At 71.0% G+C, this 21,074-nt stretch carries 18 protein-coding genes; 9 read left to right on the top strand and 9 right to left on the bottom strand.

Going from position 1 to position 21,074, the window contains the following annotated elements; all coding sequences use genetic code 11:
* Positions 1-78 precede the first annotated feature (78 nt).
* Positions 79-360: a helix-turn-helix domain-containing protein gene (locus ACN9MP_RS05470; protein ID WP_426324303.1), complete on the top strand. Its 282-nt coding sequence runs from the start codon at positions 79-81 to the stop codon at positions 358-360.
* A 46-nt stretch (positions 361-406) separates the two neighbouring features.
* On the opposite strand, the gene ACN9MP_RS05465 is transcribed toward ACN9MP_RS05470, so the two are convergent.
* Complete coding sequence (locus ACN9MP_RS05465) at positions 407-1,009, bottom strand: hypothetical protein (RefSeq protein ID WP_426324302.1); 603 nt, start codon at positions 1,007-1,009, stop codon at positions 407-409.
* 135 nt (positions 1,010-1,144) lie between these two features.
* Between ACN9MP_RS05465 and ACN9MP_RS05460 the strand changes: the two genes are divergently transcribed.
* Positions 1,145-1,576 (top strand): Rv3235 family protein, encoded by a 432-nt coding sequence (locus ACN9MP_RS05460; RefSeq protein ID WP_426325926.1) that lies wholly within the window; start codon positions 1,145-1,147, stop codon positions 1,574-1,576.
* A gap of 78 nt (positions 1,577-1,654) precedes the next feature.
* Here the strand turns inward: ACN9MP_RS05460 and ACN9MP_RS05455 are convergent, their stop codons facing one another.
* From ACN9MP_RS05455 to secA, 3 genes are all read right to left on the bottom strand, one after another.
* The gene (locus tag ACN9MP_RS05455; RefSeq protein ID WP_426324301.1) at positions 1,655-2,011 is read right to left on the bottom strand and encodes a hypothetical protein; all 357 of its coding nucleotides are present in this window, start codon (positions 2,009-2,011) and stop codon (positions 1,655-1,657) included.
* A gap of 76 nt (positions 2,012-2,087) precedes the next feature.
* Positions 2,088-3,314 (bottom strand): pyridoxal phosphate-dependent aminotransferase, encoded by a 1,227-nt coding sequence (locus ACN9MP_RS05450; RefSeq protein ID WP_426324300.1) that lies wholly within the window; start codon positions 3,312-3,314, stop codon positions 2,088-2,090.
* Positions 3,315-3,498: 184 nt separating this feature from the next.
* Positions 3,499-6,333, bottom strand: coding sequence for a preprotein translocase subunit SecA (gene secA / locus ACN9MP_RS05445; protein ID WP_426324299.1), 2,835 nt, complete (start codon positions 6,331-6,333; stop codon positions 3,499-3,501).
* 212 nt (positions 6,334-6,545) lie between these two features.
* Between secA and ACN9MP_RS05440 the strand changes: the two genes are divergently transcribed.
* From ACN9MP_RS05440 to ACN9MP_RS05430, 3 genes are all read left to right on the top strand, one after another.
* The gene (locus ACN9MP_RS05440) at positions 6,546-7,172 is read left to right on the top strand and encodes a PadR family transcriptional regulator (protein WP_426324298.1); all 627 of its coding nucleotides are present in this window, start codon (positions 6,546-6,548) and stop codon (positions 7,170-7,172) included.
* A 113-nt stretch (positions 7,173-7,285) separates the two neighbouring features.
* Entirely contained in the window at positions 7,286-9,088 is a 1,803-nt protein-coding gene (locus ACN9MP_RS05435) for a DEAD/DEAH box helicase (RefSeq protein WP_426325924.1), read from the top strand.
* Positions 9,089-9,267: 179 nt separating this feature from the next.
* On the top strand, positions 9,268-10,638 hold the full coding sequence (locus tag ACN9MP_RS05430; RefSeq protein ID WP_426324297.1) for a hypothetical protein: 1,371 nt from the start codon (positions 9,268-9,270) through the stop codon (positions 10,636-10,638).
* Between the two features lie 112 nt (positions 10,639-10,750).
* Here the strand turns inward: ACN9MP_RS05430 and hpf are convergent, their stop codons facing one another.
* The 5 genes from hpf to mtrA form a co-directional block, all read right to left on the bottom strand.
* On the bottom strand, positions 10,751-11,410 hold the full coding sequence (gene hpf, locus ACN9MP_RS05425) for a ribosome hibernation-promoting factor, HPF/YfiA family (protein ID WP_426324296.1): 660 nt from the start codon (positions 11,408-11,410) through the stop codon (positions 10,751-10,753).
* Positions 11,411-11,531: 121 nt separating this feature from the next.
* Positions 11,532-12,194 carry a phosphoribosyltransferase family protein gene (locus ACN9MP_RS05420; protein WP_426324295.1) on the bottom strand — a complete coding sequence of 221 codons (663 nt, stop codon included), beginning with the start codon at positions 12,192-12,194 and terminating at the stop codon, positions 11,532-11,534.
* A gap of 91 nt (positions 12,195-12,285) precedes the next feature.
* Positions 12,286-13,995 (bottom strand): GerMN domain-containing protein, encoded by a 1,710-nt coding sequence (locus ACN9MP_RS05415; RefSeq protein WP_426324294.1) that lies wholly within the window; start codon positions 13,993-13,995, stop codon positions 12,286-12,288.
* Complete coding sequence (gene mtrB, locus ACN9MP_RS05410) at positions 13,992-15,731, bottom strand: MtrAB system histidine kinase MtrB (RefSeq protein WP_426324293.1); 1,740 nt, start codon at positions 15,729-15,731, stop codon at positions 13,992-13,994. The genes ACN9MP_RS05415 and mtrB overlap by 4 nt, the downstream gene beginning before the upstream one ends.
* 7 nt (positions 15,732-15,738) lie before the next feature.
* The gene (mtrA, locus tag ACN9MP_RS05405) at positions 15,739-16,419 is read right to left on the bottom strand and encodes an MtrAB system response regulator MtrA (RefSeq protein WP_426324292.1); all 681 of its coding nucleotides are present in this window, start codon (positions 16,417-16,419) and stop codon (positions 15,739-15,741) included.
* Between the two features lie 224 nt (positions 16,420-16,643).
* Between mtrA and ACN9MP_RS05400 the strand changes: the two genes are divergently transcribed.
* From ACN9MP_RS05400 to ACN9MP_RS05385, 4 genes are read left to right on the top strand one after another with little or no spacing between them, the layout of a single operon-like run.
* A complete protein-coding gene (locus tag ACN9MP_RS05400) occupies positions 16,644-18,131 on the top strand; it encodes a glycerophosphoryl diester phosphodiesterase membrane domain-containing protein (protein WP_426324291.1) in 1,488 nt (495 codons plus the stop codon).
* On the top strand, positions 18,122-18,805 hold the full coding sequence (locus ACN9MP_RS05395) for a DUF4129 domain-containing protein (RefSeq protein WP_426324290.1): 684 nt from the start codon (positions 18,122-18,124) through the stop codon (positions 18,803-18,805). The genes ACN9MP_RS05400 and ACN9MP_RS05395 overlap by 10 nt, the downstream gene beginning before the upstream one ends.
* Positions 18,802-20,019 carry a DUF4350 domain-containing protein gene (locus ACN9MP_RS05390; protein ID WP_426324289.1) on the top strand — a complete coding sequence of 406 codons (1,218 nt, stop codon included), beginning with the start codon at positions 18,802-18,804 and terminating at the stop codon, positions 20,017-20,019. The genes ACN9MP_RS05395 and ACN9MP_RS05390 overlap by 4 nt, the downstream gene beginning before the upstream one ends.
* Positions 20,016-21,023, top strand: a complete 1,008-nt coding sequence (locus ACN9MP_RS05385; RefSeq protein WP_426324288.1) for an AAA family ATPase — start codon at positions 20,016-20,018, stop codon at positions 21,021-21,023. The genes ACN9MP_RS05390 and ACN9MP_RS05385 overlap by 4 nt, the downstream gene beginning before the upstream one ends.
* Positions 21,024-21,074: the final 51 nt, after the last annotated feature.

The following is a 21,074-nucleotide window of genomic DNA, read 5'->3' as shown; positions in this document are numbered from 1 at the left end:
GCCGCGAAGACGTCGGGCGTTATCCACAGGCAACGGGGTGCCAGGACCGCACCCGGAAGGCGGGTCCATAATGGGGGCATGCCCGATGACCCGACCTCTGAGGTGCGGCTGCTCGCGCCCGCTCAGGTGGGCGAGGTGCTCGGCGTCTCGGTCGACGAGGTCATGGCGCTCGTTCAGGAGGGCCGTCTGCGCGGTTACCGCGTGGGCGCACCGGCGCGGTGGCGCATCGATGCCGCGAGCGTCGCCGACTACCTCGACGACCAGGCCGAAGAGGCGCGGCGCATGGCGCTCTGGCAGCAGTCCCAGACGGCGAGCTTCCCGGAACTGTGGGGCACCGGCATCGTCCGCAATCCCGACTGAAACGCTCGCGTTCCGCCTCTGCGCGACGAACCGTCCGGCGTTCGCGTCACGGCAACCTGGGCGCCTCGTCCGCGCGTATCCAGGCGACGGCGCTGAACGGAACGATCCGGTAGCCCGCGACGGCGTCTGCTCGCCGCGGCGCTCCCGGCTCGTGCAGTGCGAGGTCGAGGTGATCAGCCCCGGCACGATCGATCGTGCCCGTGAGGGACCGCCCCGAGGCCAGGTGCACCGCGACCCCGGCACGTCGGCGCACCAGGTCGCGCAGGACGAATCCGAACGTGAGCCGGTCGGCGAGCGGCGAGCGCGGCGGTGCCGGCCGTGCCGTGCGCAGAAGATCGGCATGCGGCGCCGCGACGGCGACGATCGCGTGGAAGGGCGCGATGACGGCGCCGGTGCGTCCCTCGGCAAGCGCCACCCAGTCGGCGCCGACGCCGCTGACGGTGGCCCGGAGCGTCGTGCCGTCGATCAGGTCGAACGCCGCCGTCGGCGGCGCTGCCGTGTCGCGGGCCCCGAGGAGCGCGAGCCGTTCGGCCAGTCGGACCCGCGACAGCCGGAGACGTTCGGCCTCGGTGTCGAGCGCGGCGCGCTCCGCCTCCCATTCGGAGGCCAGCTGATCCTCGAGGTCGTCGAAGAACCGGTCCCAGCGCACTCGGAGAGCGTAGGACAAGTTCACGCAGGGACGTGCGAGTTATCCACAGCGGGCCCGATTACCTGCTCCGATGAGTTCGCTGTGTGGTCTACTGTCCGGATGACAATCCCCTCGTCGAGATTGGCACTCACCGCAATGACGCCCGCAGGCGCCGCCCGCACACCGTACACATCTCGCAGCGCACAGTTGGCAGAGTACTTCGCGCCGCAGCGGACGCCGTCCACCGCGCTCCCGTCTCCAGAGCCCTTCCTCCGCAACCTGACTCTGGGTGTTCTCGAGGTGTTCGCGGGCGTGCGCGAGGTGGATCAGCTGGCCCGCTGGCTCACAGAGGATGCGTATCGCAAGCTCGTCACGCGAGCCAACCTCGCCACCCGCGCGCGGAGCGCCCGCGGTGTCGCGGCGAAGCGCCCGGTGCACGCGATCATGTCGGTGCACGAGTCCTCCCCCGCGGACGGCATCGTCGAGGCGGTCGTGATCGTCCGCGGACCGGCGCGCACGAGGGCCCTGGCTGTCCGGATCGAGGGCATGGACGGACGCTGGCGCGCGACCTCGCTCGCCCTCCTCTGAACCCGGCCGCATCCCGCTGCCCGCAGCGGCACGCAGAGCCTGACGGTCGAGGCCCGACGACGTGACCGGCGTTGGTCGTCAGTCCTGCGTGTCCTTGTCGATGAGCTCCAGGAGCGATCTCAGCGCCTCGCGGATCTCATCGTGGTCGTACTGACCTGCGCGGCTCTCCGCTGAGATGACGCCCGAGCGGTGCACTTTCGAGAAGTCGCCGAACGGGAACGAGTAGGCACCCTTCGTCTCGTGGTTCTCACCGCGGTCGATGCCGAGATGCCAGTGCGAGTACTCGGTCCACCCATGCTTCTCGATGAACGCGTTCTCCTGGTCGGCCGTGGGGGCTGCTTCCGACCAGTCGTCCCGTTCGTCGCGGACGACCTTGCCGTCCCGGACGAGCGCGCGGGCATGGCGGAGCGCGGGCTGGTTCAGTTCGATGGACATGCGGCGACGGTACGTCGCTCGGGTGGGCGCAGGCGAGGGGGTTGACGGATGCCGCGGGCCCGCGGCATCCGTCTGCTCACTGCTTGTACGACGAGAGGAAGTTGCCCAGCCGCTCGATGGCCTCCGAGAGGACGCGCGCCTCGGGCAGCGTGACGATTCGGAGGTGGTCGGGCGTCGGCCAGTTGAAGCCGGTGCCCTGCACCAGGAGCACGTGCTCCGCGACGAGGAAGTCGTAGACGAGCTTCGCGTCGTCGCGGATCTCGTACACGTCGGGATCGAGCCGCGGGAAGGCGTACAGCGCACCCTTGGGCTTCAGGCAGGTCACTCCGGGGATGCGCTCGAGGCCCTCCCATGCAGCATCCCGCTGCTCATGAAGGCGCCCCTCGGGCGCGATCAGCGCGTCGATCGACTGAACACCCGAGAGCGCCGCCTGAACGGCGTGCTGAGCGGGCACGTTGGGGCACAGCCGCGTGGAAGCCAGCAACTGGATGCCTTCGAGGAAGCCCGCCGCATGCTTCTTCGGCCCGGTGATGACGAGCCAGCCAGACCGGTATCCCGCAACGCGGTACGTCTTGGAGAGGCCGTTGAACGTCAGGCACAGCAGGTCGGGCGCGAGGGTCGCGAGCGGGATGTGCCGGGCCTCGTCGTAGAGGATGCGGTCGTAGATCTCGTCCGACAGCAGCAGGAGCGAGTTCTCGCGGGCGATCTCGACGATGCCCTCGAGCACCTCCTTGGAGTAGACCGCACCCGTGGGATTGTTGGGGTTGATCACGACGATCGCCTTGGTACGGGGCGTCACCTTCGCGCGGATGTCTTCGAGCGACGGCTGCCACTCGTCGTCGGGGTCGCAGCGGTAGTGCACCGGGGTGCCGCCCGCGAGACTCGTCATGGCGGTCCAGAGGGGGTAGTCCGGCGCGGGGATGAGCACCTCGTCGCCCTCGTCGAGGAGCGCCTGCATCGTCATCGTGATGAGTTCGGAGACGCCGTTGCCGAGGTAGACATCGTCAGGATCGAACTGCGGGAAGCCCGCCACCTGCTCGTACCGCGACACGACAGCGCGACGGGCGGGCATGATGCCCTTGCTGTCGCTGTAGCCGTGCGCGTGCGGGACGGCCTCGATCATGTCGCGCACGATCTGGAACGGCGCCTCGAAGCCGAACACCGCCGGGTTGCCGGTGTTGAGCTTGAGGATCGTGTGTCCCTCGTCCTGCAGCCGGTCGGCCTCGGCCAGTGCCGCACCGCGGATCTCGTAGAGAACGTTCTGGAGCTTGCTCGACTGGTCGAGGGGGCGGAGGGGACTCATCGCTTCAGGATATCGGGGGGCGATGAGGGCCAATGGACGCCCGCTGGCCCGCCTGCCCATTGTCGAAATCAGGAGATCTGGCGACAACAGGACGGTCTGCGCGAGATCGTCCTGCGTCCGCCAGATCTCCTGATCAGGGCGAGCGGATGCCTCGGCCCGGCCTCGACGCCGGGCCGGGATGCCGCTACTTCTTCCGCTGCTCGGCGGCGCGGCGCTGGGCGCGGTTCAGCTGAGCGGGCTGGCCGGCGGGGGCTTCGGCATCCGTCCGCTGGCCGAAGGCTCCGCGCTGCGGCTCGGCAGCGGGTGCCTGCTGCGCGGGCGCCGCGGCGGCCGCTGCCGCCGCCTGACGCAGACGCGAAGTCGCAGCCTGCTGAACCTGGCCGCGCTCGTTGCGCACCTCCACCTCGCCGGCGTCGTTGGCCGCCGAGTACTGCAGCCGCTGGCCCTCGACGGGCTGCGCCCCCAGACCCTTCGCCTCGACCTGGGTGACCTGATCGGCGTCGCCCTCGCCCTGACGGCGAACCTCGACCTCGAGGTTGTAGAGGTAGCCGACCGACTCCTCCTTGATCTGCCCCATCATGGCCTGGAACATCTGGTAGCCCTCGCGCTGGTACTCGATGAGCGGGTCGCGCTGGGCCATCGCCCGCAGGCCGATGCCGTCCTTGAGGTAGTCCATCTCGTAGAGGTGGTCACGCCAGCGGCGGTCGAGCACCTGCAGCACCACCCGGCGCTCGAGCTCACGCGTGGCAGCCTCGCCGAGCGTCGCCTGGCGGTTCTCGTACGCGATGCGGGCGTCGGAGAGGATCTCGCGCTTGAGCCCTTCGGCGGTGATGCCGCCCTTGCGCCCCGAAGCCTCCGCGACGACCTCGTCGATGGTCACGCCGACCGGATAGAGCGTCTTGAGCTCGGTCCAGAGGGCGTCGAAATCCCAGTTCTCACTGTGCCCGGAACCCGTGTGGTCGTCGATGACGGCGTTGATGGCGTCTTCGATGAAGTGCTGCACGCGGTCGGCGATGTCGTCGCCCTGCAGGATATGACGGCGATCGGAGTAGATCGCCTCGCGCTGACGGTTGAGGACGTCGTCGTACTTCAGGACGTTCTTGCGGATCTCGGCATTGCGCGCCTCGACCTGGGACTGCGCCGACTTGATCGCGCGGGTGACCATGCCGGATTCGATCGCGACGTCGTCGGGGAAGTTGGTGCGCGCGATGATCGCCTCGGCGGCGCCGGACTGGAACAGGCGCATGAGGTCGTCGGTGAGCGACAGATAGAAGCGGCTCTCGCCGGGGTCGCCCTGACGACCCGAGCGACCGCGCAGCTGGTTGTCGATCCGGCGCGACTCGTGGCGTTCGGTCCCGAGCACGTAGAGGCCGCCCGATTCCACGACCTTGGTGCTCTCCTCGGCGACCCTGTCGCGCATCGACTCGTAGACCGCATCCCACTCGGCCTCGTAGTCGTCGGGCGTCTCGACGGGATCGAGTCCCTTGCTCTTCATCTCCTGCACCGCGAGGAACTCCGCGTTGCCGCCGAGCATGATGTCGGTGCCGCGGCCGGCCATGTTGGTGGCGACCGTGACGGCGCCGAGGCGTCCGGCGCGGGCGACGATCTCGGCCTCGCGCGCGTGGTTCTTCGCGTTCAGAACCTCGTGCTTGATGCCCTTCTTCGCCAGCAGGCGCGACAGGTACTCGCTCTTCTCGACGCTCACCGTGCCCACGAGCACGGGCTGCCCGGACTCGTGGCGCTTGGCGATGTCTTCGACGACCTGCGCGAACTTCGCCGTCTCGTTCTTGTAGACGAGGTCGGCCTGGTCCTTGCGGATCATCGGCTTGTTGGTCGGGATCGGCACGACGCCGAGCTGGTAGGTCGACATGAACTCGGCCGCCTCGGTCTCGGCAGTACCGGTCATGCCCGCCAGCTTCTGGTAGAGGCGGAAGTAGTTCTGCAGGGTGACTGTCGCGAGCGTCTGGTTCTCGGCCTTGACCGGCACCGCCTCCTTGGCCTCGATCGCCTGGTGGATGCCCTCGTTGTAGCGGCGGCCGACCAGGATGCGGCCGGTGTGCTCGTCGACGATCATGACCTCGTCGTTCATCACGACGTAGTCGGTGTCGCGCTTGAACAGGGCCAGCGCCTTGATGGAGTTGTTGAGGAACGAGATGAGCGGGGTGTTCGCCGACTCGTACAGGTTGTCGATGCCGAGGTAGTCCTCGACCTTCTCGATGCCGGGCTCGAGCACGCCGATGGTGCGCTTCTTCTCGTCGACCTCGTAGTCGACGCCCGCCTCGAGGGTCTTGGCGATCTTGGCGAACTCGACGAACCAGCGGTTGGCCTCACCCGACGAGGGCCCCGAGATGATGAGCGGCGTGCGCGCCTCGTCGATGAGGATCGAGTCGACCTCGTCGACGATCGCATAGAAGTGGCCGCGCTGGACGAGGTCCTCCTTGCGCCACGCCATGTTGTCGCGCAGGTAGTCGAAGCCGAACTCGTTGTTCGTGCCGTACGTGATGTCGGCGTTGTACTGCTCGCGGCGGACTTCGGGCGTCTGACCCGCGACGATCGTGCCGGTGGTCATGCCGAGGGCCCGGTAGATGCGGCCCATGAGCTCCGACTGGTACGACGCGAGGAAGTCGTTGACGGTGACCACGTGCACGCCTTCGCCGGCGATGGCGTTGAGGTACACGGGGAAGGCGCCCGTGAGCGTCTTGCCCTCACCGGTCTTCATCTCGGCGATGTTGCCGAGGTGCAGGGCGGCGCCGCCCATGATCTGCACGTCGTAGGCGCGCTGGCCGAGAGTGCGCTTCGCCGCCTCCCGTACGGCGGCGAACGCCTCGGGCATGAGCTGGTCGAGAGTCTCGCCGGCCTGGTAGCGGGCCCGCAGTTCAGCGGTCTCCCCGCGCAGCTCTTCGTCCGTGAGGTGCTCGTAGTCCTCTTCGAGGGCGCCGACGGCCTTCACCACCTGCTGGAGCCGCCGGAGGATGCGACCCTCGCCGGCGCGAAGCAGTTTCTCGAGGGGGTTGGCCACGGAGTGTCTCCATCTTCCAAGTAGAGGTGCGACGCAACGGCGCCGATGCCGCCCGGGTGCATGGCCCCAGGCATACCTGCCTATGTTATCCACCTGTGACCTTGGTGTGCGCTGGGTGTGCAGGGCGCGGCGGCGGGCTTCCTTATACTCGGCAAATACATACCCGGTATGCCCGCACGGAGACGAGAAGCCGCTCGTTCGAAGGAGTCGCCATGTCCGTCCGACAGAGCCTGCTGGCGATCCTCGCCCAGGGCCCCTGCTACGGGTACCAGCTGCGCGCGGAGTTCGACCGCCGCACCGGCTCGACGTGGCCGCTGAACGTCGGCCAGATCTACAACACGCTCGACCGCCTCGAGCGGGACGGACTGGTCGAGAAGGGCGATGTCGACGAGCACGGTCACGTCTACTGGCGGATCACGGATGCCGGAGCCGCCGAGGTGCGCGACTGGCTCGCCTCCGCGGTCCACCGTGGCCACGGCACGCGCGACGAGCTCGCGATCAAGCTCGCCGTCGCCGCCACCCTGCCGGGCGCCGACGTGTCGGCGATCATCCGGACCCAGCGCCGCGCCTCGCTCGCGCAGCTGGAGGAGCTCGGCCGCGCGACGTACGGCGGGACGAGCCACGGCGGCCCGGAGGAGCTGGCGTGGACGCTGGTGGTCGACTCGATGACCTTCGCCGCGGAGGCCGAGCTGCGCTGGCTCGACCGCTGCGAGGAGCGCCTGGCGCTCCACCCCGATCGGGCCATAGCGCTGGAGCTCTCCACGGAGAAGCCCAAACGGGGCCGCCCGACTGGAGGCCAGGCGCGCGGCGCCACGCTCACCGCGGCGCCGATCGCCTGACGCGGGCGCGGGGAAGCGGCATCCTGTCGCCTCCCAGGCGGCTCCCGCTACGCTGAACTGTGCACACGAACGCCGACCAGATCGACAACGAGGCTCCGACCGAGCCCGCAGCGATGACCTTCTCCGACCTCGGGCTGGGCCAGCCCGTCCTCAAGGCGCTGAAGGACATCGGCTACGAGACGCCGTCGGCGATCCAGGCGGCGACGATACCGACGCTCCTCGGCGGCCGCGACGTCGTGGGCATGGCGCAGACCGGAACCGGGAAGACGGCCGCTTTCGCGCTGCCGATCATCGACCGGCTTGAGCTGTCGCAGAAGACCCCGCAGGCGCTCGTGCTCGCCCCCACGCGTGAGCTCGCCCTGCAGGTCTGCGAGGCGTTCGAGAAGTACGCCGGTCATCTGAAGGACGTGCACATCCTCCCGGTCTACGGCGGACAGGGCTACGGAGTGCAGCTTTCGGCGCTCCGCCGCGGCGTGCATGTCGTCGTGGGCACCCCCGGCCGCATCATCGACCATCTCGAGAAGGGCACTCTCGACCTCTCCGAGCTGCAGTACCTCGTGCTCGACGAAGCGGACGAGATGCTCAAGATGGGGTTCGCAGAGGACGTCGAGACGATCCTCGCCGAGACCCCCGAGACCAAGCAGGTCGCGCTCTTCTCCGCGACGATGCCGGCTCAGATCCGCCGCATGGCGAAGCAGTACCTGCACGACCCCGAAGAGATCACCGTCAAGGCGAAGACCCAGACCTCCGCCAACATCGCGCAGCGCTACCTCGTCACGGCGTGGCAGCAGAAGATGGACGCCCTGACGCGCATCCTCGAGGTCGAGAACTTCGACGGCATGATCGTCTTCGGCCGCACGCGCTCGGTCACCGAGGAGATCGCGGAGAAGCTCCGCGCACGTGGCTACTCCGCGGCCGCGATCAACGGCGACATCGCCCAGCCCCAGCGAGAGAAGACCGTCAACCAGCTCAAGTCGGGCAAGCTCGACATCCTGGTCGCCACCGATGTCGCCGCCCGCGGACTCGACGTCGAGCGCGTGTCGCACGTCGTCAACTACGACATTCCGACGGATGCCGAGTCCTACGTGCACCGCATCGGCCGCACCGGTCGCGCCGGGCGCTCGGGCGACGCGATCAGCTTCGTCACGCCTCGCGAGCGGGGCCTGGTGAAGATGATCGAGCGCGCGACGCGGCAGGAGCTGACCGAGATCCCGCTGCCGAGCGTCGACGAGGTCAACGTGACCCGCCTCTCGCGCTTCGACGACCGCATCACCGCCGCCCTGGGCGAGGCCGAGCGTATCGAGGCCTTCCGCGACATCGTCTCGCACTATGTCCGCAACCACGACGTGCCCGAGGTCGACGTGGCCGCCGCCCTCGCGGTGGTCGCGCAGGGCCAGACGCCGCTGCTGCTGGAGCCCGACCCGGAGCCGTCGCCGCGTCGCGAGCGCACCGACCGCGCCGACCGCGGGGACCGTCCCGACCGCGGCGACCGTCCTGACCGCGGCGACCGCGGCGAGCGCCGCACGCCGCGCGAAGGCTTCGCGACCTACCGCATCGCCGTCGGCAAGCGGCAGCGGGTCGAGCCTCGCCAGATCGTCGGCGCGCTCGCCAACGAGGGCGGCCTGCGCCGCGACGACTTCGGCGCGATCAAGATCATGCCCGACTTCTCGCTCGTGGAACTCCCCGCCAACCTGTCACGGGAGGCCCTCGACCGGCTCGCGGACACCCGGATCTCGGGGCAGCTCATCGAGCTGCGGCCCGACACCGGGCGCCCCCAGCGCCGCAAGGACGCGGCGTTCGGCTCCGACCGCGACGACCGGGGTTCGCGCGGGTCGTACCGCGATTCCGGCTCGCGGGGCTCGTACGGCGACGACCGTCCGGCGCGCAAGCCGCGCCACAAGCGCACCGACGGCTGAGGGTGATCGAGATCAGGAGATCTCGCGGACGCAGGACGATCCACCACAGATCCTCCTGTTGCCGCCGGATCTCCTGATACGGCGGTACCCCGGGGGCGTTCTCACGCCGTGCGCGAACATTCCCACAGCGGGGGCCGGCCGCTTCGGCCCGCTGCCGGCAGCGCCCATAGGATCGATCCATGGCCGGATTCTGGGGCAGACGCAAGCGCGAGCAGGAAGAGCTGAACACGCAGGACGCGGACCTGGCGCGCCGCGCCCAGCAGGCGCTGGTGGCGGCTGACGAGCGCATCCGCCTCACGACCGACGAGCTCGCCTTCGCCGACGCCGAGCTCGGCCCGGGTTCCACCAAGGAGCTTCGCGAGGCTCTGGAGTCGGTGCGGACGCACATGCAGGAGGCGTTCCACCTCCACCAGCTCAATCACGATGAGATCCCCGACACCCCCGAAGAGCTCCGCACGCGCAACGCGCGCATCGTGCAGCTGTGCGAGTGGGCGGAAGATCTGCTGGACGACCGCACCGCGGCGCTCGCCGCTCCGATCGAACGGGCACGTCGTGCTCCCGAGATCATCGAGAAGGTGCGAGCGGGTGCCGCGCGCCTCCGCCTGCGGCTCCCCGATGCCCGCGCGACCGTAGAGCGACTCGCCGCCCGCTACTCGGCGCATGCGCTGGCGCAGATCGACGCCAACCCCGCCGAGGCGGAGCAGCTGCTCGGCTTCGCCGAGCACAGCGCGGGCGTGGCCGAGCGCCGCCGCGAGGCAGGACAGCGTGAGCAGGCCAACATGGCGCTCGAGGCGTCGACGGAGTCGGTGCGCCGCGCCGAGACCCTCCTCGACGCCGTCGAGACATTCGAGGTGGAGGCGCTCCGCGCCGAGTCGACCCTCGCCGCGATCGTCGAGGACTCGCGGGGCGATCTCGTGGTCGCTCTGAAGGAGCCCCACTCCCCCGCCGTTCAGGCGGCGATCGAAGAGCTGCAGGCCGCCCTGGCGGCGCTTCCGGCGGCAGGCGTCAACACGGATCCGTTCGAACAGCTGTCGCGCCTGCGCGAGGCGAACGCCGGGCTGGATGCGGCCATCGCCGCGGCCCGCGAACGCGCCGCGCGGCCGATCCCGCCTCTGGAGCACGTGCGTCACGCGATCGACGACGCCGACCGCCAGCTCGCCGTCTCGCGTGACGTGATCGCCGGGCACCGCGGCTGGATCGGCGCGGACGCCCGCACGAGGTTCGCCGAGGGCGAGCGCGTACGGCTCGACCTCGACCGCTATCTCGGCGCGTCGGCGGCCGCCGTGACCACGATCGACGAGGACCATCGCGAGCAGGCGTTCGCGATGGCGCGCCGCGCGGCGTTCCTCGCGAGCGAGGCGCTGCAGCTCGCGCAGCGCGACATCGACGCGGCGCGCCCGCAGCCCGACCAGTGGGGCGCACCGGGCTACGGTCAGCAGGGCTACGGCGGAGGCTGGGGCGGCGGCCGCCGTGGCGGCGGCGGCGACCTCATGGGAGGCATCCTCGGCGGACTCGTGATCGGCAGCATCCTGGACGGCTTCATCGACTGACGGATGCCGTGGCGGCCCCGCCGCCGGGTGACCGCGGGCAGACTGCCGGGTCGTCAGCCCGACGTACGCGTCGGGCGCGGCCTCAGCGGCCGCGCCCGACGGGAAGAGTGCGTCAGGATGCCAGTTCTTCGGGCTGTGCCTGGGTGGTCAGCGAGATGACGCCGTAGTCCCAGCCCTTGCGCCGGTAGACCACGCTCGGGTGGTCGGTGCGTGCGTCGATGAACAGGAAGAAGTCGTGGCCGACCAGCTCCATGCGGTCAACGGCCTCCTCGACGGACATCCACTCGGGGTGGAATTCCTTCGTGCGGATGACGACCGGCGTGTAGCCGTCCTCGTCCTCGTTGCCGGTGACGATCGGGATCTCACCGGTCGCGACCGCGCGCAGCACGTCGACCGACGCGGGCTGCACGTCGATGCCCTGGATGGCACCGCTGCCCTTCTCGAACTTGGCACCGCGGGGGTGGTTACGTGCATCGACGCGCTTGTCCTTCGCCCGGCGCAGCTGCTCGCACAGCTTGTCGACCGCGAGATCGAGGGCGGTGAACTTGTCGCCGTCGGTGGCCTCTGCCCGGATGACGGGACCCTTGCCGTTCACGGTGAGCTCGACGGTCTCGTCTTCCATACGGCCGTTGTGATACGCGCGGTGCGTGACTTTGACATCCACGCGTTGAGCGCGCGGCGCGAGGTTCTCGATGCGGGCTGCCTTCTCCTCGACGACTCCGCGGAAGCGATCGGTGATACCCACTCCCACGCCGACGATGCTGGTTTCCATCCCTGACCTCCTTGTTCCGGTCCGCCCGGCCAAGGGCGGACCATCAGTCGCCTTGTCATCCCCACGCTAGCCGGGGGTCCGGGGGATGTCACGTGTGAGTTTCGATTGCGTCGGCTCAGTGTCACCGGGTCGTGGGATGCCGTCGCGGGGTGGCGGCGACCGTGACCGCGGCCACGACGTCGGCGCCCGCGGCCCTCAGCGCGCGCACCGCCTCGGCGAGGCTGGCACCGGTCGTGACGACGTCGTCCACCACGACGACGCGCAGCCCCGAGGCGTCCGCCGCTACGAGGCTGTGGGCCACGTTGCGACGGCGGCCGTCGCGATCGAGGCCCCGCTGGTCGCCGGTGCGGCGTGCAGGACGCAGAAGCCGGCGCCCTCGGCGACCGGCCCGGCGCAGCAGCACCTCCGGTACCCGGAAGCCTCGCCGGCGATACGCCGCTCGCGAGGTCGGCATCGGCACCAGGACCGCGTCGTGCGCTCCCACGCGGGCGAGAGCCGCGTGAAGGGCCGGTGCCAGTGAGACGGCGAGTCCGGTGCGTCCGTCCTCCTTGATCGCACGGACCACACGGGCGGCGACGCCGTCGAACGCCAGTCCGCTCCACACCACGACATCCCCGCCCGGGGCCGGCACACGCGTGCGTCGCGGGTCCGGGACGAGGGCGAGCGCGCACCGTTCGCACAGCGAGACATCGGGTTCCCCGCATCCGGCGCACGAGACGGGAAGCAGGAGCGCGAGCGCATCGGCGCACGCCTCCCGCAGGGCCACCAGGATCGCCATCACCATGGGACGAGCATCGCTGCACGCCCGGGAGGCGACGCGACGGGTCACGCGATCTGTGGAGAGTGCTCCACCGCCGGACGGTGTGGAGGAGCCGCTACTGCGGCGCGCCCTGCTGGGTCGCCAGGAGCAGGATCCCCGTGGCCGTGGCCTGCCAGGCCGTGCCCCGCTTGACGTAGAGGGTGCCGTCCTCGGCCCGGAGCCGCAGGCTCGAGATGCCGCTGCCGCCCGCGATCGACGCCATATCGGAAGCCGCGCCGGACGTGGCGGTCGGTCCGCCGACCACCTGCTCGACGACCGTCGACTCGGCATCGCCGCTGCTCAGCACGCCGATCGTGATGTCGTCGATCCAGGTGACCCCGATGGTCGACACGCCGATCACCGCTCCGCTCGTGACAGCCAGCTGCATCGGGGTTCCCAGCCGCACGGGCACGCCGTCTGCGTCGCGTACGACGCCCGCGACAGACAGCGCGGTGCGTCCTCCCGCGCTGACGACCGCGGCCAGGCGGGTGCCGTCGCGTGAGAGCGCCATGCCGGCGATCGCGGTGGCATCCGGCCACGCATCGGCGACGTCGACGACGTCGCCGCCCGGAAGGAAGGCCCGCAGGGCAGTGGGCTCCTCGCGCGGCACGCTCCACACCGCCCCGAATCCGTCGATCACGGGATCGACCAGGCCACCGCGAGTGTCGAGCGACTCGGCCCCGGCAGCGGTCGAACTCAGACGCACCACCTCGCCCGACCCGAGCCTCGCCGCCGCGAACTCCCGTTCCGGTCCGACCTGCACCGTCGCGGGCACCACCGACTCGACGGCTGCCGAAAGGCCGGGGATCTTGTCGATCTCGTCGCCGGTGAGGAAGCCGAAGCCCTCCTCCGTGAGCACGAGGGGCGCGGCGGGGACGCGCGTGGAGCGCACCGCGACCGGCGCGGCCTCGATGGGCGTGGCGTCCACGGTCATGACCACGTCGGTCACGCTCACGGCCCGGAGACTCTCCTCCAGCTGGGTGACCATGCGGCTCTGGGCCTCGGCCCCCGCAGCCAGCATGGCGTCGCCGACGAAAGCCACGTCGGCCACGCCGTCGTCGCCGACCGGGACCGCCGGCACCGCGGTCACGCCGTCGGGGAACGCCGTCACGACCGAGTCGATGAGCCACTCGCTCGGCGGCTTGTTCACCAGGGCGGCGGCGATGCTGCCGGCCGCCTTCGTCACCGGGAACCAGCGCACGTCGGGCACGAGATACCGCCACGACGGATCGAAGTACATCAGCGGGTAGCGGTGGAACACCGTCGGGAACTGGGCGTCGTCGAGCCAGATGCCGTCGGGTGCCTCGGTGATCCGCCACTCGCCGTCGGCCTGCTTCTCGAGGCGGAACTCCTGGTTGCCCGCCGCCAGCTCGGCGGGCTGGTACGCGCCCTTGTCATCGACGGTGGCCACGACGTCGAAAGCGAAGTCGACGACGCCCTCCTCGGTGTCGACGTAGTCGCGCTCGGCGCGATCGTCGACGATCACCCGGGCCTCCGGCACCCACGTATCGGCGAGGGAGGGCGCGAGGAACTCGCGCGCGACGTCCCAGCGCCCCGCGACGCCCGGACCGGAGCCGGCGTCGATGAAGCCCTCGACGATCTGCTGGGCTGTCGCCCCCGGCTGGGGGCGGTTGGGGATGAACTGCACGTTCTGAGAGCCGTTGCCGGTATTGCCGTTCTCGAGGCCGTACTCGGGCGGCCCGCTCGTCGGAAAGCCCGCGCAGCCGCTCGCGAGCACCGCGCACAGCGCGATGAGGACCGACAGGATCCCGCGTCTGAGGGTCATGCTGCGCCTCCCGCGGGTCCCGCATTCGTCGTTCCGTGCCCCGTTGCCTGCGCCTGGTCACCGGGCACGGGGATCGGAGCGGTGAGGCCCAGGTCGTCGAGGGCGGCGACCGCGTCGTCGCCCGGGTCGACGGGAATGGGCGAGGAACCCTCGAGAGGAACCGCCTGCCGGGGCAGGGTCAACACGAAGTTGGTGCCGCGGCCGGGCTCCGACCACACCGCCAGCTCGCCGCCGTGCAGCTTGGCGTCGCCCATCGCGATGGACAGACCCAGCCCCGTGCCCCCGATGGTGCGCTTGCGCGAGGGATCGGCGCGCCAGAACCGGTCGAAGACATGGTCGACGTCGCCGGCCTTCATGCCGAGTCCGTAGTCGCGCACGCCGAGGGCCACCGCCTGCTGGTTGCTGTCGACGGTGACGACGATCGGGCGGCCCTCACCGTGCTCGATGGCGTTGCCGAGGAGGTTGCGCACGACACGGCGGACACGGCGGGGATCCATGTCGACCGGCGAGTATCCGCCCGGCGCGACGAGGCGTACATCGCTGCCGTGCTGCTCGGCGAGATGCTGCATCGACCCGATGACGTCCTCGGCGAGGTGGGCCAGGCTCGTCGGCTCGAGCTCGAGCTGCACCGAGCCGGCATCGTATCGGCTGATCTCGAGCAGGTCGGTCAGCAGCGTCTCGAAGCGCTGCACCTGGGCGTTGAGCAGCTCCGCCGCACGGGCCGTGGCCGGATCGAACTCGTCGCGCTGGTCGTTGATCATGTCGGCGGCGAGGCGGATGGTCGTCATCGGCGTGCGCAACTCGTGCGAGACGTCGGAGACGAACCGCTGCTGCACGAGCGAGAGCTCGGCGAGCTCCTTGATCTGCGACTCGATGCTGTCGGCCATGGCATTGAAGGAGCGGCCGAGAGTGGCCAGCTCGTCTTCACCGTGCACCTGCAGCCGCACATCGAGCCGGCCCGCCGCGAGCTTGGCGCTGGTCTCGGCGGCCTCGCTGATCGGGGCTGTCACCGATCGCAGCACGAACCACGCGATGCCGCTGATGAGGAGGACGAGCCCGATCCCCACCACCCAGAGGGTGCGCTGTACGAAGGTGAGCGTCTGAGGAGCGTTGGCGAGGTCGTATGCGAGGTACAGCTCATAGGCTGCCACGCCTTCGATGCTGAGCTGCTGCCCGACGAGGATGCCGGGCGTGCTGTCGGCACCGACCGGCAGCCCGACCGGCTGCCAGATCTGCTGATCGGGGTTGGTGCGCACGAGGGCACGCATCGACGGCGTCAGCAGTTCCGGCATGACGGCCTCGTTGGTGCTGAAGTCCTGAGGTGCATTCGGCACCTGCGGGCCGATGCGGTACGCGGCGATCATCCCGGCGGAGGACTGGTCGCGCAGGGCCGTGAACGCCAGGGTCATCACGTTCTGCATCTGTACCGCATCGCTCTGCACCGCCGCGTCGAGCGTTCGCTGGGCGGCTGCGCGGGCCTGCTCCGCGTCGAGCAGCACCTGGTCCTTGCGCGAGACGAAGAGATCGTTCTGGATCGCGAGCGCCATCCAGACGCAGGCGACCGCGACGGCCAGCGCGGTGAACCCGACCGTGACGAGGATCGTGCGGAACCGCAGCGAGCGCCGCCACAGGTCCGCGGTCCGGCCCGGCCACGTGCGCCAGAGGCGCCACCAGGGAAGCGCCGCGCGGGCCGGGAGGACGCCGGTGGGGGTCACGCCCGTTGTCGGCGCCGCCATGACGACCTCAGACGACGGCGCCGGCGCGGTATCCGACGCCGCGCACCGTCGTCACGATCTTGGGGTTGTCGGGGTCCTTCTCGACCTTCGCCCTCAACCGCTGCACGTGCACGTTCACCAGCCGCGTGTCGGCCTTGTAGTGATAGCCCCACACCTGCTCCAGGAGCATCTCGCGGGAGAACACCTGCTGGGGCTTGGATGCCAGCGCCACGAGAAGCTCGAACTCCAGGGGCGTGAGCGCGATGGGTCCGTCGCCGCGGCGCACCTCGTGGGCGGCGACGTCGACGGTGAGGTCGCCGATGCGCAGCGTGTCGCCTGCCGGCTGGCTGGCCGGACGGAGGCGCGTGCGGATGCGTGCGACCAGCTCCTTGGGGTTGAACGGCTTGACGATGTAGTCGTCGGCGCCGGACTCGAGGCCCTTGACGACGTCCGCGGTGTCGGTGCGCGCGGTCAGCATGATGATCGGGACGCCGGACTCGGCGCGGACGCGGGTGCAGATCTCGATGCCGTCCATCCCGGGCAGCATCAGGTCGAGGAGGATGAGGTCGGGCCGTTCGGTGCGCCAGGCGTCGACGGCCTGGGCACCGTCTGCGCAGAAGGCGGTCTCGAATCCTTCTGTGCGCAGCACGATGCCGATCATCTCGGCGAGGGCGGTGTCGTCGTCGACCACCAGGATGCGTGAAGTCATCGCGCGCGTTCGTTCCTTCTCTTCGGCACAGGCGACGGCGGCGCCGTCCCCGAGTGCGCTTCCCACAGAGTAGTCGACGGCCGCTGTGGAGCGGCCGAGCCTCGCCCGAGCGCGCGCCGAGAAGCCGCGGGGCGCGCGGATGCGGCATCCGTCCGATGTGGAACGATAGGGATCGGCCGGCCCGCGCTGCGCAAGATCGCGCGGGGCCGACGGAGAGGGGAATCGTGTCCGCATACCCGGCCTGGACGCCGGCGTCCCGCCCCGGGATCATCCCGCTGCACCCGCTGTCGTTCGGCACGATCCTGGGCCGCTCCTTCGCGGCACTGCGCCAGAACCCGCGCGTGCTGCTCGGCTTCGCGCTCGTCGTGCAGACGCTCGCCTACATCGTGGTTCTCGGCGGCGTGCTCGCGGTCGTGTGGGCGAGCTTCTCGAGGCTGGACACCCTCCAGCCGGGCACGGAGGAGTACGACACCGTCATGGCCGGCTCGATCGGCCTCACGGCGGTCGCCGGAATCGTGCTCTCTCTCGCCGCCGGCGCCCTGAGCGTCATCGTGCAGGGGATCGTCGTCGTCGAGGTGACCCACGCGGCCGTGGCCGAGAAGCTCAGCCTGAGCGCCCTATGGCGCCAGATCAAGCCGATCGTGTGGCGCCTCATCGGCTACTCACTGCTCGTCGTGCTCGCGGTCATCGCCGCGATCGCCGTCGCGGTGCTCGCGATCGTCGGCATCGCCATCGCCGCCCCGCCCGCCGCGATCGGGCTCACCGTCGTCGTCATCGTCGCCGCCATCCCGCTGACGTGGTGGCTGATGATCAAGCTGCTGCTCGCGCCCGCCGCCATCATCGTCGAGCACGCGACGATCCTGCAGGCGCTGTCGCGCTCGTGGACCCTGACGCGCGGGCGCTACTGGCCCGCATTCGGCATCATCATCGTGATCAGCGTGATCTTCGCGGCCGTGGCGCAGGTGGTGAGCCTGCCGATGAGCTTCCTCTCCATGGGGCTCGGCACGATCATCGCGCCGACCGGTGATGCCGAGCCCACGGCGATCATCGGCATCATCGCGGGGGCGCTCCTCACGCAGGTGCTCACGCTCCTGCTGCAGTCGGTCGCCGTCGTGGTGCAGTCCACGGCGACGGCGCTCATCTACATCGACTGCCGGATGCGCCGGGAGGGGCTGGACCTCGACCTGCTCGCGTACGTGGAGCGGCGGGATGCCGGAGCCACGGAGCTCACCGACCCCTACCGCGAGCACGTCGGGCGCGCCGTCGCCCCGCGCGCCGTTCCCCTGATGTACGCGGCGGCCGGATACCCCGCTTCCCCCGCCGGATACGGGCCTCCCGCCGGATACGGGCCTCCCGCCGGCTACGGCCCGCCGCCCGGCTACGGCGCGGCCGCCGGCTACGGCCCGACGTTCGGCTACACGACCAGTGCGGGCGGGCAGCCGGTGCCGGCAGAGCAGCCCGGCCGCCCCCCGTACGGCACCCCTCCCGCATACCGTCCGGCGCATGGCGTCGGTCCCGCGCAGCCTGCGCCGTGGGGCTCCGCTCCCGCCCCTGCCACGGCCGACCCTGCCGGCCCCGGGCAGGCCCCCGCACCGGAGGCGCCCCCGGCCACCGCACCGGCAGGGGCGCCCGGCGAGGAGCCGTCGCCGACCACCTGGACCGCACCGGGCGCTGCTCGGGAAGGCACCGACCGCGAGTCGCCGTGGGCCTGACGTCCCTCGCGGCGGGCACGCTCGCCCGCGCCGCCGCCGGCCCCCCGCTCATACCGGACGGGGACGAAGCGCGGCGCTGGGCCGAAGACGAGCTGTCGGATCCCGCCTACGACATCGCCGAGCCCACCCCGTTCGACCGCATCGCGCGCGCGATCGGCGACTTCATCGCGTCGCTGCTCAACCCCGACCTGTCGGGAGGCTGGGGGTCCACGTTCGCCCTCGTCGCCGCCATCGTGGTGATCGTGGTCATCATCGCCGCGTTCCTCATCTGGGGCGTGCCGCGGGTGACGAGGCGCGCGGCGCCGCGCACGCCCCCGCTGTTCGGCGAGGCGGAGCACCGGTCTGCCGCGGAGCTGCGCAGCGCGGCGGCGGAACGGGCTCGCGCCGCCGACTGGGACGCCGCGATCGTGCTGCGCTTCCGTGCCCTCGCGCGGGGCTGCATCGAGCGCGGAGTCGTCGACCCCCCGCCGGGCGCCACCGTGCACGCGTTCGCACGCGCCGCCGGCGTGGCCTTCCCTACGATCGCGCCGCGCCTGGAAGCAGCCGCGACCGCGTTCGACGACGTGCGATACCTGCGCCGCCCCGGCACCGCCGACCTCTACCGGCTCGTCGAGGGCGTCGACGACGAGGTCGCTGCCGCGCGCGCCGTCGTACACGAGGAGGTGCCCGCGTGAGCGGCGGGGGCACTGAGCCGGTGGCGGGCACGGCGCACCCCCCGGTCGCGACGGCGACGGATGCTGCGCCTCCGCGCCGGCGCCGGGTGGCGGCGTGGATCTCGATCGGTCTCGCGCTCCTCGTGGTCGGCGGCATCGGCGGCGCGGTGTCGGCGGCGAACCAATGGGCGGCGCGCGACGCGCTCGACCCGGACTCGTATGGACCCGACGGCGCGCGCGCCCTCACCCAGATCCTCCGCGACCATGGCGTCGAGGTGCGGGTCACGCGTGATCGTGCCGCCGCCGCCGAAGCCCTGGCTGCGGGGTCGGCCACGCTCGTGCTTCCGGATGCCCCGGCGCTCTCGGACGAGGCCGTCTCGGCGCTCGCCGGGGCTGCGGACGACGTCGTGCTCATCGAGCCCCGCGCCCGCACCCTCGACCTCCTGCTGCCGGGTTCGGCCCCCGCCGGTGTGGCGCCCGAGGGCACCGTGGGGCCGGGGTGCGGCGTCGAGGACGCGCGCCGAGCGGGCGCCCTCGTTCCGGGCGGGGTCTTCACCGCGGGCGCCGACGCCACCGCGTGCTACCCGGCGGGCGACGGATACGGTCTCCTGATCCAGCCTGCCGGTCAGGGACGCATCTCGGCCGTGGACGGCCACGCGCTGTTCCGCAACGAGCACCTCGCGGAGAACGGCAACGCCGCACTCGCGGCGAACCTCATGGGGCGGCATCCGCTCGTCGTCTGGTACGTGCCCAGCATCGGCGACACCGACATCGCCGACACCGACCCTTCTCTGGGCGACCTGACGCCGTCGTGGGTCAGCCCGGTGATCGTGCTGCTGCTGATCGCGGGCGTGGCGGCGGGCATCTGGCGGGGACGCCGGTTCGGCCCGCTCGTCGCCGAGCGACTGCCCGTCACCGTCCGCGCCTCCGAGACGACCGAGGGTCGCGCGCGGCTGTACGCGCGAGCCCGCGATCCGCTGCACGCGGCGGACCGCCTGCGCATCGGCGCGCTGCGCCGCCTCGCTGCTCTGCTCGGCCTCGGCCCCAACGCCGCGGCGCCCGAGATCGCCGATGCCGCCGCAGGGCGCGCCGGGCTCGACCGGCGCGTCGTCCGCGGCATCCTGATCGACGACATCCCGCGCACCGACGCGGATCTCGTCGCACTGACCACACGCCTGAGAGACGTGGAGGACGCCGTGCGTGCGGCCGTCCGCCCCGGAAGGAGCCCCCGATGACGGATACGCCCACAGCGCCCAGCCACACGGCACCGGATCCGCAGACCCTGGACGACGCCGCGCTGCGCGAGGCGATGAACCGCGTGCGCGTCGAGGTCGGGAAGGCGGTCGTCGGGCAGGACGGCACCGTGACCGGCCTGCTCATCGCGCTGCTGGCGCGGGGCCACGTGCTGCTCGAGGGCGTTCCGGGCGTCGCCAAGACGCTGCTGGTCCGCGCGTTCTCGACCGCCCTGGGGCTCGACACGAAACGCATCCAGTTCACCCCCGATCTCATGCCCGGCGACGTCTCGGGTTCGCTCGTGTACGACGCGAAGGCGGGCGAGTTCGAGTTCCGGGAGGGCCCGGTGTTCACGAACGTCGTGCTGGCCGACGAGATCAACCGCACCCCGCCCAAGACCCAGGCCGCGCTTCTGGAGGCCATGGAGGAGCGTCAGGTCTCGACCGACGGCGTGACACGCGCGCTTCCCGACCCGTTCCTCGTCGCGGCGACGCAGAACCCCATCGAGCACGAGGGCACGTACACCCTGCCCGAGGCACAGCTCGACCGGTTCCTGCTGAAGCTCCTGGTCGAGGTGCCCGCCCGGGATGCCGAGTTCGCCGTGCTGCGCCGCCACGCGAGTGGATTCGACCCGCGCGACCTCGCTGCCGCCGGACTTCGCCGCGTCGTGAGCGCCGATGAGGTGCGCGCGGCACAGCGGGCGGCGGCATCCGTCACCGTCTCGGACGACGTGCTCGGGTACGTCGTCGACCTCGCGCAGGCCACCCGCCGCAGCCCCTCGGTGCAGCTGGGTGTCAGTCCCCGCGCCGCGACCGCCCTGCTCGCGGCGTCGAAGGCCTGGGCGTGGCTCGGCGGGTACCCCGCCATCACGCCCGACCACGTGCAGACCATGCTCCTGCCGACGTGGCGCCACCGCATCCGGCTGCGCCCCGATGCCGAGCTCGAGGGGGTCTCGGTGGACGCGGTGCTCGGCTCGGTGGTGCAGCAGACCCGCGTTCCCATCTGAGCTCTCGTCCGGCGCGCGTGGTGCCGGCGGAGCGACGACGAGCGTATCGAG

Origin of the sequence: Microbacterium sp. E-13 (genome assembly GCF_049912955.1) — a bacterium.
Taxonomy (GTDB): domain Bacteria; phylum Actinomycetota; class Actinomycetes; order Actinomycetales; family Microbacteriaceae; genus Microbacterium.
The sequence above is the reverse complement of the archived record's forward strand: the minus strand, read 5'-3'. Positions and strand labels throughout refer to the sequence as shown.

Bases quoted from the DNA above. Each gene is read 5' to 3' on its own strand.
- ACN9MP_RS05385 (WP_426324288.1), top strand. From the start codon at position 20,016: ATGACGGATACGCCCACAGCGCCCAGCCACACGGCACCGGATCCGCAG.
- ACN9MP_RS05460 (WP_426325926.1), top strand. From the start codon at position 1,145: ATGACGCCCGCAGGCGCCGCCCGCACACCGTACACATCTCGCAGCGCA.
- ACN9MP_RS05415 (WP_426324294.1), bottom strand. From the start codon at position 13,995: ATGACCCTCAGACGCGGGATCCTGTCGGTCCTCATCGCGCTGTGCGCG.
- ACN9MP_RS05455 (WP_426324301.1), bottom strand. From the start codon at position 2,011: ATGTCCATCGAACTGAACCAGCCCGCGCTCCGCCATGCCCGCGCGCTC.
- hpf (WP_426324296.1), bottom strand. From the start codon at position 11,410: ATGGAAACCAGCATCGTCGGCGTGGGAGTGGGTATCACCGATCGCTTC.
- ACN9MP_RS05435 (WP_426325924.1), top strand. From the start codon at position 7,286: ATGACCTTCTCCGACCTCGGGCTGGGCCAGCCCGTCCTCAAGGCGCTG.
- ACN9MP_RS05450 (WP_426324300.1), bottom strand. From the start codon at position 3,314: ATGAGTCCCCTCCGCCCCCTCGACCAGTCGAGCAAGCTCCAGAACGTT.
- mtrB (WP_426324293.1), bottom strand. From the start codon at position 15,731: ATGGCGGCGCCGACAACGGGCGTGACCCCCACCGGCGTCCTCCCGGCC.
- ACN9MP_RS05430 (WP_426324297.1), top strand. From the start codon at position 9,268: ATGGCCGGATTCTGGGGCAGACGCAAGCGCGAGCAGGAAGAGCTGAAC.
- ACN9MP_RS05420 (WP_426324295.1), bottom strand. From the start codon at position 12,194: ATGGTGATGGCGATCCTGGTGGCCCTGCGGGAGGCGTGCGCCGATGCG.
- ACN9MP_RS05470 (WP_426324303.1), top strand. From the start codon at position 79: ATGCCCGATGACCCGACCTCTGAGGTGCGGCTGCTCGCGCCCGCTCAG.
- ACN9MP_RS05440 (WP_426324298.1), top strand. From the start codon at position 6,546: ATGTCCGTCCGACAGAGCCTGCTGGCGATCCTCGCCCAGGGCCCCTGC.
- mtrA (WP_426324292.1), bottom strand. From the start codon at position 16,419: ATGACTTCACGCATCCTGGTGGTCGACGACGACACCGCCCTCGCCGAG.